Annotated in this window: 13 protein-coding genes; 5 read left to right on the top strand and 8 right to left on the bottom strand. The window is 69.4% G+C overall.

Going from position 1 to position 13,437, the window contains the following annotated elements:
- Positions 1-35: 35 nt before the first annotated feature.
- On the top strand, positions 36-1,562 hold the full coding sequence (locus tag ASE43_RS19210; protein ID WP_057161584.1) for a glycosyltransferase family 87 protein: 1,527 nt from the start codon (positions 36-38) through the stop codon (positions 1,560-1,562).
- Between the two features lie 8 nt (positions 1,563-1,570).
- On the opposite strand, the gene rtcA is transcribed toward ASE43_RS19210, so the two are convergent.
- Positions 1,571-2,590 carry an RNA 3'-terminal phosphate cyclase gene (rtcA, locus tag ASE43_RS19205; protein ID WP_057161583.1) on the bottom strand — a complete coding sequence of 340 codons (1,020 nt, stop codon included), beginning with the start codon at positions 2,588-2,590 and terminating at the stop codon, positions 1,571-1,573.
- A gap of 82 nt (positions 2,591-2,672) precedes the next feature.
- Positions 2,673-3,899, bottom strand: a complete 1,227-nt coding sequence (locus tag ASE43_RS19200) for an RtcB family protein (RefSeq protein ID WP_057161582.1) — start codon at positions 3,897-3,899, stop codon at positions 2,673-2,675.
- Between the two features lie 304 nt (positions 3,900-4,203).
- On the opposite strand from ASE43_RS19200, the gene rtcR reads away from it, so the two are divergent.
- From rtcR to ASE43_RS19185, 3 genes are all read left to right on the top strand, one after another.
- The gene (gene rtcR, locus ASE43_RS19195; RefSeq protein WP_057161601.1) at positions 4,204-5,808 is read left to right on the top strand and encodes an RNA repair transcriptional activator RtcR; all 1,605 of its coding nucleotides are present in this window, start codon (positions 4,204-4,206) and stop codon (positions 5,806-5,808) included.
- A 310-nt stretch (positions 5,809-6,118) separates the two neighbouring features.
- The gene (locus ASE43_RS19190) at positions 6,119-6,673 is read left to right on the top strand and encodes an Ax21 family protein (protein ID WP_057161581.1); all 555 of its coding nucleotides are present in this window, start codon (positions 6,119-6,121) and stop codon (positions 6,671-6,673) included.
- Between the two features lie 235 nt (positions 6,674-6,908).
- Positions 6,909-7,511 carry an outer membrane beta-barrel protein gene (locus ASE43_RS19185; protein WP_057161580.1) on the top strand — a complete coding sequence of 201 codons (603 nt, stop codon included), beginning with the start codon at positions 6,909-6,911 and terminating at the stop codon, positions 7,509-7,511.
- Positions 7,512-7,720: 209 nt separating this feature from the next.
- Here the strand turns inward: ASE43_RS19185 and ASE43_RS19180 are convergent, their stop codons facing one another.
- The 6 genes from ASE43_RS19180 to ASE43_RS19155 form a co-directional block, all read right to left on the bottom strand.
- A complete protein-coding gene (locus tag ASE43_RS19180) occupies positions 7,721-9,253 on the bottom strand; it encodes a hypothetical protein (protein ID WP_057161579.1) in 1,533 nt (510 codons plus the stop codon).
- Between the two features lie 100 nt (positions 9,254-9,353).
- Positions 9,354-10,397, bottom strand: coding sequence for an NAD(P)H-dependent glycerol-3-phosphate dehydrogenase (locus tag ASE43_RS19175; protein WP_057161578.1), 1,044 nt, complete (start codon positions 10,395-10,397; stop codon positions 9,354-9,356).
- A gap of 25 nt (positions 10,398-10,422) precedes the next feature.
- Positions 10,423-10,935, bottom strand: a complete 513-nt coding sequence (gene secB, locus ASE43_RS19170) for a protein-export chaperone SecB (RefSeq protein ID WP_056177074.1) — start codon at positions 10,933-10,935, stop codon at positions 10,423-10,425.
- A 160-nt stretch (positions 10,936-11,095) separates the two neighbouring features.
- Positions 11,096-11,533: a rhodanese-like domain-containing protein gene (locus tag ASE43_RS19165; protein ID WP_157489589.1), complete on the bottom strand. Its 438-nt coding sequence runs from the start codon at positions 11,531-11,533 to the stop codon at positions 11,096-11,098.
- Between the two features lie 100 nt (positions 11,534-11,633).
- A complete protein-coding gene (locus ASE43_RS19160; RefSeq protein WP_056177076.1) occupies positions 11,634-12,050 on the bottom strand; it encodes a hypothetical protein in 417 nt (138 codons plus the stop codon).
- A 73-nt stretch (positions 12,051-12,123) separates the two neighbouring features.
- Complete coding sequence (locus ASE43_RS19155) at positions 12,124-12,582, bottom strand: YiiD C-terminal domain-containing protein (RefSeq protein WP_057161577.1); 459 nt, start codon at positions 12,580-12,582, stop codon at positions 12,124-12,126.
- A 103-nt stretch (positions 12,583-12,685) separates the two neighbouring features.
- Between ASE43_RS19155 and ASE43_RS19150 the strand changes: the two genes are divergently transcribed.
- A complete protein-coding gene (locus tag ASE43_RS19150; RefSeq protein ID WP_235567192.1) occupies positions 12,686-13,423 on the top strand; it encodes a uroporphyrinogen-III synthase in 738 nt (245 codons plus the stop codon).
- Positions 13,424-13,437 lie beyond the last annotated feature (14 nt).

Below are 13,437 nucleotides of genomic sequence, written 5' to 3'. Positions count from 1 at the left end.
CGCTCGCGCCGCACCGTCCTTCGGAGCCAGACCGCATGAACCTCGCCGCGCACCGGATTTCCAGCGAACGCTGGGTCGTCGCCGCCCTGTTGAGCCTGCTGCTGGCGACCCTGCCCGCGGTGGCGGTGGGCGCGTATGTGCCCACCGCGTTCGCGCCCAGCGTCGCGCTGGCGATCGCGCTGGCTTTGGCGGTGTTCGCCACGCCCTGGCTCGCGCGCCGGCTGCCCGGCGAATGGGACGGCCTGCGCCGCGCGCATCCGATCTGGAGCGCGCTGTGGCTGCTGATCGCGCTGGCCGCGATCGCGCGCACCGCCGGCGTCGCCTTGTTCATGCTCGATCCGGCCCAGGCCCAGGCCTCGGCGTACTGGTTCGACGAGTTCTACGTGCGCCACAACTGTTTCTCCGGCATGTGGAAGGCCGCCGGCCTGGCCGCGCAGGGCGTGCCCAACCTCTACGATCCCGAGCACTACGGCGGCATGGAAGGCCGCTTCAAGCTCGACGACTTCCTGTACTTGCCGCAATTCCTGATCCTGCCGCGCGCCGGCCTCGCGGTGAGCGACGGTTTCCTCGAACTGCGCGCATTGTGGTTCGCGATCGAAGGCGCGGTGCTGGCGGCGAGCGTGTTCGTGCTGGGCCGCTGGGTCGGCGGCGCGGCCGGGCGGCGCATCGCCTTGCTGATGCCCGCGCTGTGGCTGAGCACGCCGGTGCTGCTGACCTTGCAGCTGGGCAATTTCCAGATCGCGGCGATCGCGATGTCGCTGCTGGCGATGATGCTGTTCTGGCGCGGCCGCCCGATCGCCGGCGGCGCCCTGCTCGGCTTCGCCGTGTTCAAGCTGTTCCCCGGCCTGCTCGGCCTGTACCTGCTGGCCGCGCGGCGCTGGCGCGAGGCGGCGTGGACGATCGCGTTCGCGGCGTTGTACAGCGTGATCGCGCTGCTCTGGCTGGGCACCGCGCCCTTCGAAGCCTTCTTCCAGTTCCAGGCGCCGCGCATTCTCAGCAACGAATCCTGGGCCTTCCTGTGGCTGGACGGGCTGGAGCCGGTGGTGGCGATCAACGATTCGGTGCCGGGCCTGACCCTGAAGCTGGAGCTGCTGGGCGTGGGCGGCATGACGCCGGCGGTGGAGAAAGCGGTGTCCTGGGTCTGGACCCTGGCGGTGTTCGCGCTGGCGATCTTCACCGCGCGCCGCGCGTCGAGAATGTCGCGGCTGGAACTGGTCTCGACCTGGCTGGCGCTGCTGGCGCTGGCCGCCTACCGCAGCCCGTTCGTGCCCGACCACAACGGCCTGTTCGCGCCGATCTGGTTGTGGCTGCTAGTCGCTGCGGGCAGCCGCCTGCAGCCGCCGCGCATCGTCGCGCTGGCCATCGCCTACCTCGCGCTGAGCGCGGTGCTGCCATTCGGCGGCATGCCGCTGCCCGAACTGATGGGCCGTCTGGCGCTGTCCACCTTCAGCCAGTTCGTCGCACTCGGCCTGTGCCTGTGGGTGGTGCTGCGCCGGCCGTCGGGCGAGGTCGACGCCACGCGCGCATCGGCAACGCCGTCGCCGGCGTTGTCGATGGGGTGAGGGCGCGATCAGCTGGCAACCACCACCCGCCAGTGATCCGACCCCAGCGCCTGCCAATCGATCTCCACCGGCAGGAACTTCTCGATCAGGCGCGCGTTGCTGCTCAGGTGCTCGCTGATCGTGGTGGTGGTGAACTCGCCGCCACCGGCCAGGGCCATCGGCAGCAGCAGCTGATCGGCCAAGTGCTCGCCGACGCAGGCGGGCGAATCCAGATACGCGCGCACCTCGTCGGCGAGCTTGCGCGCAATGTCCTCGGCCATCACGCCGCGCTCGCCGTGGCCGGTGAAGGTCTCGCAGTGCGTGGCATGGCGCACCTGCACGCTCAGCGCATTGCCCGGGCCGAGCGCCGGACGCACGCTGAGCAACTCCAGCTCGCTCTCGCCCAGTCCCAGGCGCTCGCCCAACACTTCCAGCTCGCGGCGGCCGATGCTGGCCGACAGCGCCGACAGCAGCGCGGTCGCGCGCATCGACTCGCGCTCGCCGCGGGTATCGAACACGCGGCGCTGCAATTGGGCGCCACCGGCCACCGCCGCGTGCACGATGCCGCCGCCGGCCGGATAGAAACCGTGGCGCTCCAGGCGTAGCGAAGCCTCCGCGCCGATCCGGCGCAGCGCCGGCAGATAGCTGTCGGCGATGAAGTCGGCGCTGGGCGCGAGCGGATTGTGGGTGCCGCCCTCCAGCACCAACCGCGACGCCGCGTCGCAGCTCCATAGCGCGGGCAACACCGTCTGCAGCACCAGCGTGGTCGAGCCTGCGGTGCCGGTGGCGAAGCGATAGTCGCCGGGCACGACCTGGCCCGGCTCGAAGCGCAGGCTGGTCGCGCCCAAATCGACGCCGTGCACGAAGGCGCGGCCGACGGTCGCGGCCGCGTTGACGGCGGTGAGGTGCTGGCGCATCAGGCCGGGGCGCGAACGCTTGGCGCGGATGTGCTGCATGCTGAAGCCGATGCCCGTGCACAGGCTCAGGCTCAGTGCGGTGCGCAGCAGTTGCCCGCCGCCCGCCGAGCCGTCCAGTTCGATCATGTCCATTGCGAATTCCGAATAACGATGCGGACGGGGCCCGGCCCCGTCCGTTTCCATATAAATACCGCGTCGCCCGCGGGCGACGCGCTCAACCCTTGACGCACACCACCTGACGCAGCGTATGCACGACCTCGACCAGGTCGCTCTGCGCGGCCATCACGGCTTCGATCGGCTTGTACGCGGCCGGCGACTCGTCGACCACCTCCGCGTCCTTGCGGCATTCCACGTGCGCGGTGGCCTTGACGTGGTCGGCCACGCTGATCAGCTTGCGCGCCTGGGTACGGCTCATCACCCGGCCCGCGCCATGGCTGCAGCTATGGAAGCTGTCGGCATTGCCCAGGCCGCGCACGATGAAGCTCTTCGCGCCCATGCTGCCGGGGATGATGCCCAACTCGCCCTTGCGCGCGCTCACCGCGCCCTTGCGGGTCACGAACACGTCCTTGCCGAAGTGCTGCTCGCGGTTGACGTAGTTGTGATGGCAGTTCACCGCCTCGGCCGCGGCCTCGAAAGGCTTGGCGATCACCCCACGCGCGGCCGCGACCACGTGCTGCATCATGATCTCGCGGTTGATGCGCGCGTAGCGCTGCGCCCAGTCGACCGCGAACACGTAGTCCGCGTAATGCTCGCTGCCCTCGGGCAGATACGCCAGGTCCTGATCGGGCAGGTTGATCATCCAGCGGCGCATGTCCTGCTTGGCCAACTCGATGAAGTGGGTGCCGATCGCGTTGCCAACGCCGCGCGAGCCGGAGTGCAGCATGAACCACACGCGCTGCTCCTCGTCCAGGCAGACCTCGACGAAATGGTTGCCGGTGCCCAGGGTTCCCAGATGGTTGAGGTTGTTGGTGTTCTTCAGGCGCGGGTGGCGCTCGCAGATGCGCTGGAAATCGGCGACCAGCTGCGTCCAGCCCTCGATCGCGCGCTCGGGCGGGTTCTGCCAGGCGCCCTTGTCGCGCATGCCGCGGCCGGTGGTGCGGCCGTGCGGCACCGCGCGCTCGATCGCGCTGCGCAGCCCGGCCAGGTCGTCCGGCAGGTCGCTCGCGGTCAAGCTGGTGCGCGCGGCGATCATGCCGCAGCCGATGTCGACGCCGACCGCGGCCGGCACGATCGCACCGATAGTCGGCACCACCGAACCCACGGTCGCGCCCTTGCCCAGGTGCACGTCCGGCATCACCGCGATCCAGCGGTGGATGAAGGGCAGCTTGGCGATGTTCTGCAACTGCTGGCGCGCCTCGTCCTCCAGCGGCACGCCGCGGGTCCACAGCTTGATCGGGGCGGAGCCGGGCTCCTGGATGACGTCGTAATTCTGGGTGCTCATGGCCTTCACTCTATTCGTTGGTGGTACTGCGTCGGACCCGCGCCGTAGCGCCGGGCCGGTGGCCGCCGTCTTGGCGCGCCGTTACCGCCGGCCCGGCTGGCCCCATTGCCAGCCAGGCGCCGCTGCCTGCTCGCACCCGCCGAAACTCGCCGGGTGCCCAGGTACTAGAGCAATCGCCGTGCCAACTTCACGCCGACGTAGTATCCCGTTGATATTGAAGAGTTATTTTCAATATCGGCGCGGACGGAGTTCGGTGGCTATCTGAATTTCGTATATTGTCGGCGCGTCTCTTATAGGAATGGATATGCGCAAGCGCCAGGTCGTGATCGGCATGCTCGGCACCATGCTGGACAGCGGCACCGGGCCCGGGCGCTGGGAGAAGTGGCGGCCGACGGTGTCGCTGGGCATGCACCAGGACTTCCTGCTCGACCGCCTGGAGCTGCTGCTGGACCAGCGCCGCTACGGCAAGCTGGCCGCGACCGTGCGCGAGGACCTGGGCCAGGCTTCTCCCGAGACGCAAGTCCGCATCCACGACACCTACCTGGCCGACCCCTGGGATTTCGAGGGCGTGTACGCGGCGCTGCACGACTTCCTGGCCGGTTACGAGTTCAAGCCGGAGGAAGAGGACTACTACGTCCACATCACCACCGGCACCCATGTCAGCCCGATCTGCTGGTTCCTGCTGACCGAGAGCCGGCACTTCCCGGGCCGCCTGCTGCAGACCTCGCCGCCGCGCAAGCAGGGCGGCGCCGATCCGGGCACCTACGCGGTGATCGACCTGGACCTGTCGCGCTACGACCTGATCGCGCAACGCTTTCAGCAACAGCAGCTGCACGATCGCGACCTGCTCAAGAGCGGCATCGCCACCCGCAACGCCGCCTTCAACCGCATGATCGAGCAGATCGAAACGGTGGCCACGCGCTCGCGCGCGCCGATGCTGCTGATGGGCCCGACTGGCGCCGGCAAGAGCCAGCTGGCCAAGCGCGTGTTCGAACTGAAGAAGCTCAAGCACCAGCTGCCCGGCCAGTTCGTCGAGGTCAACTGCGCGACCCTGCGCGGCGACGGCGCCATGAGTTCGCTGTTCGGCCATGTCAAAGGCGCCTACACCGGCGCGGCCGGCGACCGCGCCGGCCTGCTGCGCTCGGCCCATCGCGGCCTGCTGTTCCTGGACGAGATCGGCGAGCTGGGCCTGGACGAACAGGCGGTGCTGCTGCGCGCGCTGGAAGAGAAGCGCTTCCTGCCGGTGGGCAGCGACAAGGAGGTCGAAAGCGACTTCCAGCTGATCGCCGGCACCAACCGCGATCTGCACGAGGCGGTGCAGCAGGGCCGCTTCCGCGACGACCTGCTGGCGCGCCTGAACCTGTGGACCTACCGCCTGCCCGGCCTGGCCGAGCGCGCCGAGGACATCGAGCCCAATCTGGACTTCGAACTCGAACGCTGGTCGCGCGAGCAGCACCAGCGCGTGACCTTCAACCGCGAGGCGCGCGAGCGCTACCTGCGCTACGCCACCAGCGCCGAGGCCGCCTGGAGCGGCAACTTCCGCGACCTGGGCGCCTCGGTGATGCGCATGGCGACCCTGGCCAACGCCGGGCGCATCCAGACCGCCCAGGTCGAAGAGGAGATCGAGCGCCTGCGCCGTCAGTGGCGCTCGGGCCAGCCGCTGTCGCCGCTGCAGGCCCTGCTGGGCGAACGCTGGGACGCGCTGGACCGTTTCGACCGCGTGCAACTGGAAGACGTGGCGCGCGTGTGCGCGCGCGCGAAGTCGCTGTCGCAGGCCGGGCGCGAGCTGTTCGCGGTTTCGCGCAGCCAGCGCGCCAGCACCAACGACGCCGACCGCCTGCGCAAATACCTGGCGCGCTACGGGCTGGATTGGGAACAGCTGCGCGAGGCCGCCGTCGACCCCGCCTGACACGATCCAGACCCGGAAAACCTGCGCATATCCGGTGCCTTTCGACGCCGTCTGTAAACGTTGCCAGCGCGCATTCATCCGCCGTTTTGTTCGGCAAATTCGCTGTAAATCCTTTGTTTACAAGTATTTAACAGGCATGACTTTCGGCGTGACCGTGCACGAACCGCAGAGTTCCTAAACTTTCAAGTACAAAATTCAGCTTCGATTGAATCGCCGCTTGGATACTGCGCCACATCCGAATCACAAGAGCCGCCCCACCCCGAGGCGCCGCGATTCGGACGCACAAAACCAATAAGAGGCTGAGACCTTTATGAAGCGCACTTTGCTTGCCCTGACCCTGCTCGCCGCCCTGCCGTTCGCCGCCTCCGCGGCCGAGGGCGTGTCCTACACCTACGTCGAAGGCGGCTACGCCAAGACCAACACCGATGGCGGCGACGCCGACGGCTGGGCCCTGAACGGCTCGGGCGCGATCGCCGACAACTTCCACATCTTCGGCGGCTACAGCAAGCAGGAGATCGACAACACCAATATCGACTTCGACCAGTGGCGCGTCGGCCTGGGCTACAACCACGAGCTGAACTCGCGCGTGGACCTGCTGACCCGCGTGGCCTACGAGAAGTTCGACGCCGGCCAGGGTCTGGACTTCAACGGCTACAGCGTCGAAGCCGGCGTCAACGGCACGCTGACCCCGAACATCCAGGGTTATGCGCTGGCCGGTTACGAGGACTACGAGAAGTCGGACGGCGAGTTCTACGGCCGCGTCGGCGCTCTGGTCAAGTTCAACGACACCTGGGGCGTGAACGGCGACGTCAAGTTCGTCGACGGCGATACCCAGTTCTTCGTTGGCCCGCGCGTCAGCTTCTAAGCGCGGGCGCGTCACCCCGTACCAATCGCGATTTCTCTCTCTCCCCCGAACGTCGCGATCGAGCCCGGCCCCGGCCGGGCTCTTTTTTTGCGCCGAACCGGTTTAGCCCCACTTTAGAGGCGGTCACACGAAATCCGTGTCGCCTTTGGCAGTTGTGGCGATGTGAATGTTTCGTTATCGTGCGCCCCGCCGCAATGCGGCATGGACGCAAACCAAACATCAGGATTGAGAATTCATGAAGAAGCAACTCGTGCTGGCAGCGCTGCTGGCCACCGCCCCGTTCGTCGCCTCGGCCGAGGGCCTGAGCTATTCCTACGTCGAAGGCGGCTACACCCGCGTTGACGTCGACACCGGCGTCGCCGGCTTCGATCCCGAGCTGGACGGCGGCTACATCCGCGGTTCGGTCGAGCTGGGCGAAAACTTCACCGTCTTCGGTCACTACAGCAAGACCCAGGACGATGTCCGCGTCAACGGCATCCCCGGCACCTTCGACACCGACTTCGAAACCGCCGAAATCGGTTTCGGCTACCACGCCGACATCAGCGACCGCGCCGACTTCATCGCCGAGCTGTCGTACCTGCGTCAGGAAATCTCGGTCGAGAACAGCAGCGGCGAAGGCAAGGGCGGCAAGCTCAACCTGGGTATCCGCGGCGAGATGACCGACAACCTGGAAGGCTGGGTCAAGGCCGGCTACATCGACGGCGGCGACTTCGAAGGCGACTTCGTCGGCACCCTCGGCGGCCAGTACAAGTTCAACCAGACCTGGGGCGTCGTGGCCGAGGTCGAGTTCGTCGAAGACACCACCCAGTACATGATCGGCGCTCGCGCCAGCTTCTGATCCATCGAAGCGGTCGAACGATAAGAGAAAGCCCGGCTTGCCGGGCTTTTTCTTTGCGCGTTCGATCGATGCGTAGACGCTCCGGCAGCCCCGTAGGATGCGGTGAGCCGCAGGCGAACAGCATCGCCGCGCAACCCTCCCAAGCGCGGCGGGCCGCGGCCACGCGATGCCGCGCTTGAGCGCGCCCCGCGCCCGATTGCCGGCCCAGCTCACTCTTCGGCGCTGGGCTCCGTCTCGGGCGCTTCCGCCGGGATCCGTTCCAGCACCTCGCGCAGCGATTGCTCGAGTTCGCGCTCCATCTGCTTGCGATTCATCGCCGCGGCGCTGGCCAGTTCCAATTCCTCGCAGGCGACCGAACGCGGCTCGTCCTTGCAGACCTTGCGGATACCGGCCAGCAGCTTGTCGTCGCCGCTGTTGTGATAGGCCTCGACCACGTTGCCGCAGCCTTCGCGCACGTGCATCGCGCAGACCCGGTCGTAGTAGCCGGCCGCGCGCGCCCAATCGCCGCCGAGCGCGGCGGTATGGCCGGCGCCCATGCAGGCCGACATCGAGCCGCTCGCGCAGCAGGCCTCGACGCTGGCGCCGGCGGCGAGCGCGCAGTGGTCGACGCGGTAGGGCCGTTCGATGATCTGGTCGCTGGCGATCGGCAGCGGCACCGCCGCGCAGGTCTCGGGCATGCCGCGCAAATAGACGGTGAATCGGGTCCAGTCGTCCATGCCGACCAGGGTATCGTCGCCCAGCCAGCGCAGCACGAAGTCGTCGCCCTTGTCGTGGCGCACCAGCACCTGGTCCTCGCGCAGGCGATAGCGCATGGTCGCTTCGCCATCGCTGGAGGCGGCCACCGCGCGGTCGTCGCCGAAACGGAACACATCGAACAATCCGCCGGCGCCGCTGGCGTAGGTGCCGCAGGGCTGTTGCGGCTTGCGGCGCGCGGGCGCGTCGCTGAGCTCGATCACCTTCAAGCCCTGGACGTGCTCGCAGGCCTGAGCGTCCAGCCGCCATTCGCAGGCGCTGGCCAAGGTGTCGCGCGCGCTGGCGTAGCGGCCGGCGATCCAGTCCTGTTCGGCCAACGCGGTGCAGGCCTTGGCCGAGCGCGCTTCGCGGCAGCCGGCGCGCAGGGCGGCCAGTTCCGGCGCCGATACCGCCGCGGTGCGGAACAGGTACAGCGGCGCGTTCGGGTCCTTAGGGGCGAGCGCCTTGACCCACTCTTCGCAGGCATAAGGGCTGGCCTCTTGTCGGCAATACTCCTGCAAGCGCTGGGCGCGCTGTTCGGCCGGCATTTCGCGGTCGTAGGCGAGTTCGCCGACGCAGGCCTGAATGTCGCCGGCGGCGCAGGCCAGACGATCCTGATCGGCTTCGGGCGTGCCCTGCGGCGCGTTCGCGACACCCGCGCCCAGCGTGGGGACGCAGACCGCGGGCGCGCTGCGGCGATAGGTCAGCGCCTGGCTACGCATGCGGTCGGGTTGCAGTACCAGCCGCTCGCCGCCGGCCTCGATGCGGTAGACGTCGAGCAGCGGGCTGTCGGCGTGACGCATCAACAAGGTGTCGCCGTCGATGCGATAGCGCCAGGCGTTGGTGCTGAGAAAGCCCTGGCGGTCGCGCGCGCTCACGCTGTTGCCGGCGAAGTTGAGCAGCGGGGCGTATTCGTCGTCGGGTTGGTACTCGCCGCAGGGCGGTACGGCGGCCCAGGCGGGCGCGGAGAAACACAGCAGCAGCGGCAGGGCCGCGAGTAGCGCGCGCATCGGAAGTCCGTTTCGGCGGGGGAGGCGCGCTAGTGTGGCCTCGGCCGCGGCTCAGGCCAAGCCGGACGACGGCGCGGCCACGCGCCGCGCGATACCGGACTCAGCCGAACAGTTCGTGCGGGTACTCGGGCTTCTGTTCGCGCGCGAGCAGCTGACGCAGGCCGTCGGCCGGCGTGATCTTGCCGTGCAACACGGCCTGGACCGCGCTGGAGATCGGCAGTTCGATGCCGTGGCGTTCGGCCTGGCGCATGACTTCGTCGGCGGTCTGCACCGACTCGACCACCTGGCCGATCTCGCGCACGGCCGCTTCGATGCTCTGACCGCGGCCCAGCGCCAGGCCGAGACGGCGATTGCGCGAGAGGTCGCCGGTGCAGGTCAAGACCAGATCGCCGAGACCGGCCAGGCCCATCAGGGTTTCCGGCTGGCCGCCGATGGCGTGGTTGAGGCGCAGCATCTCGTTGAGGCCGCGGGTGATCAGGCCGGCGCGCGCGTTGAGGCCCAGCTGCATGCCGTCGGCGACGCCGGTGGCGACCGCGAGCACGTTCTTCATCGCACCGCCGAGTTCGGCGCCGAGCATGTCGTCGCCGGTATAGGCGCGGAAGCTCGGGCCGTGCAGCACGCCGGCGACCGCGCGCGCGAACGCGGCGTCGTCGGAATGCACGGTCAGCGCGGTCGGCAGGCCTTGCGCGACTTCCTTGGCGAAGGACGGGCCGGTGACCACGGCCAGCGGCACGTCGTCGCCCAGCACTTCGGCCGCGACTTCATGCAGGAAGCGGCCGCTGCCGGGTTCGAAACCCTTGGTCGCCCAGGCCACGCCCGCGTGCGCGGGCCGATGCGGCGCGAGCGAGCGCAAGGTTTCGGCGAAGGCGTGCGAGGGCACCACCACCAGCACCAGATCGGCGCCGGCGAGCGCGACCGCCATGTCGGCGGTCGCGCGTAGCGATTCCGGCAGGGCGATGCCCGGCAGGTAACGCGGGTTTTCGTGTTGCGACTCGATCGCCGCGACGCCGTCGGCGTCGCGGCCCCACAGCACGGTCGGATGACCGTGCCGCGCGATCAGGGCGGCGAGCGCGGTGCCCCAGGAGCCCGCGCCCAACACCGCCACGCGCGGCGAGGCATCACCGGAAGTCGCGTCCGTGTCCATGCCGTGGTCCGATCGCGGGCGGCCCTCAGGCGTTGCCCGCGGTCTCCGCATCGGCCAGACCGCCGGCCTGCTGCGAGGCGCGCTGACGCAGGCCTTCGGCGTACAGGGCGTCGAAGTTGATCGGCTGCAGGAAGAACGGGGGGAAGCCGCCGGACTGGATCAGGTCGCTGACCAGCTGGCGCGCGTACGGGTACAGCACGTTCGGGCAATGGGTGCCCAGCATGCCGTCCAGGGTGGCCTCGTCGAAACCGGCCAGGCCGAACACGCCGGCCTGCTTCACTTCGACCAGGTACATCGGCTTGTCGCCGGCGCTGCAGGTCAGGGTGATGCCCAGCACGACTTCGAAAGCGGCGTCGTTGAGGCGCTGCACGCTCTGATTGAGGTTCATCTGCAGCTGCGGCTGCGCGGTCTCGTTGAACACCGCCGGCGCGCCGGGGACTTCGAAGGAGACGTCCTTCACGTAGATCTTTTCGACCGTGAACGCCGGACCGGCGGCTTCGACCGGCGCGACGGCGCCGTTGACGTTTTCTTCGGACATCGGATGACTCCAGCGGTGTTAAGTGTTTGACGATGCGGTCGAAACCGCGGAAAGAGGCCGATTATGGCATGCGTGCGAACCACGCCCCGCGTTCAGGCGTGGGGGCGCCGCGCGCCGCACGCAAGGGGCGGCCGCGCACGGCGGCCGCCACCGGGCAGGATCAGGCGCGGCCCTTGACCAGCGGCAGATCGGCCTGCTGCCAAGCCTGCACGCCGCCGTCGAGCCAATAGACCTGCTCGAAGCCGGCCTTCTTCAGGCGCTTGGCGGCATCGGCCGAGGCCTGGCCGTTGCGGCAGACCATGACCACCGGCAGCGACTTGGCGCTGGCCAGCAGTTTGTTCTCGGGATCGAACTGGCCGGGCGAGACCGAACGGCTGCCGGCGATGTGGCCCTTCTCGAAATCGCTGGTCGGCGACAGGTCGACCACCAGCGCGTTCTCGCGGTTGATCAGGCCGGTCAGCTCGGCCGGACGCAGGGCCTTGTAGCCGCGGAACAGGCGCGCGCCTTCCGTGTAGACCAGGGCGACGGTGAGGCCGACCAGACCCATCGACAGGAACATGTGGCGGCTGCCGAAGGCGAGCAGTTCTTCTAAGGTCACAGGATCACGGGGACGACGGATGGGGGCGCGATTGTCGCCCACGGCGGCGGGCGGCGCAAAAAAACCGGCTCGGGCCCGTCGCGACGGGCCCTGGGCGGGGTTACATGCCGTCCCAGAGGTCCGGCAGGCCCGAGGTCAGCCACCAGGTCTTGGCGATCGGGTCCCAGCGCCATTCCTCGCGGTAGCGCACGGTGCGTTCGGCCTGGGTGTGGCGGTTGATCACGCCGATCTCGATGTCGCGCACGGCCAGGCCGAGTTCCTTGTCCAGGCTGGAGCCGACGTCGCGGTAGGACGACACCTGGACCTGCTTGTAGCGCTCCAGCTCCAGCGCGGTGACCGGGTGGGCCTTGCGGTAGATCGGATCGATCAGGTTCTGCGCCTGTTCGAATTCGCCCCAGCGCACCGCGCCGGACCAGGCGTACTGGTTGCGTTCGAGTTCGTTGGTCTTCTTGCTGGCCAGGGCGCCGCCGGCGACCGCGCACAGGCACAGCAGCAGCAGGACTTTCAACAGGCGCATCGGGTGTCTCCGGCAAGGGACCGCGTCGGCCGACATGCTAGCCGGTTCCGGGCGCGGTGTTGTGTCGCGCGCCTCAGCCGCGCGCGATGGCGACGTAGCGGGCGGTGAAATCGGTCGCGACCCCGCCTTCGGGCAGGCGCACGCGCGCCACCAGGCCGGTGCGGGCGCGTCCGCGCTCGCGCAGCGTGCTCAGGAAGCTGTCCCAGTCGGCGTCGGCGGCGAGCTCGGCATCGACGTCAATGTCGGCGTAGAGGGGGGCGAGGTAGCGGATCTGGCTGTCGGCCACATAAACGTCGGCGTCGAGGCCGGCCTGTTCCAGGCGCAGCGAGACCAGCCCCCAGGAGGCCAGGGTCATCATCGAGGCCAGGCTGCCGCCGAAGGCGCAGCCCTTGTCGTTCACGTGTTGGGCCAGCGGCGCGTGCAGGCGCAGGCGCTGGCCGTCGTAGTCGGCGATGTTGAGCTGCATCGCCGCCACCGGCGGCATCGATTGGTAGTGCTGACGCAGGCGTTGCAGGGCTTGTTCGAGGCTCATGGGGCACGCGTTGGGGGAGGCGGACGGGATGCCGCGGCCTGCGCGGCTATGCCAAGCTGCCGGCATGCGTCCGCACACACCGCCACAACCGCCGCGATGGTACGTGATCTCGCTGCGGCCCAGCGGCGCGCACGCCGCCCTGCGGCGGGGCGCGGCGCGGCTGGGCGCCGACTTCATCGCCCTGTCGCCGTGGCGTTGGCGCCGGCGCGACGACGAGGCCGCGCGCGCCGCCCTCGAGGTCGCGCTGAGCGCGCCCTATGCGGTGTTCACCAGTCCCGAAGCGGTACGCGCCGCGCACGCCTTGCGGCCGCTGCGCGACGACGGCCGGCGCGAGTGGTTCGCGGTCGGCGCCGGCAGTGCGGCGGCCTTGCGCCGGGCCGGCATCGCGCGCGTGCACGTGCCGCGCCGAATGGACAGCGAAGGCCTGCTCGCCGCGCTCGACACCCGCGAGCTGGCCGGCCGCGCGGTCGGCCTGATCACCGCGCCCGGCGGCCGCGGCCTGCTGACCCCGGAGCTGCAGGCGCGCGGTGCGCGGGTGTTGCGCGCCGACGTCTATGCGCGCGTGCCGATCGCGCCCGCGCCGCGCGCGATCGCGCGGCTGCGCGCGCTGGATGCGCCGGCGGTGCTGGCCCTGTCCAGCGGCGAAGCGCTGCAACGCGCCCTGGAGACCCTGCCCGAGGACGCCGCCCGCGCCCTGCGCGGCGCCACCGCGCTGGCCGCCAGCCAGCGCCTGGCCCTGCTCGCGCGCGAACTGGGTTTCGCCCGGGTCCGGGTCGCCGCCGGCCCGCGTCCGCGCGAGCTGCTGGCGGCCGTGCCGGACGAGTTGCGTCGATCCGCATGACTTGCGGGGACGGG

Source organism: Lysobacter sp. Root983 (genome assembly GCF_001429345.1).
Taxonomy (GTDB): domain Bacteria; phylum Pseudomonadota; class Gammaproteobacteria; order Xanthomonadales; family Xanthomonadaceae; genus Lysobacter.
This window is presented reverse-complemented; position numbering and strand designations above follow the sequence as displayed.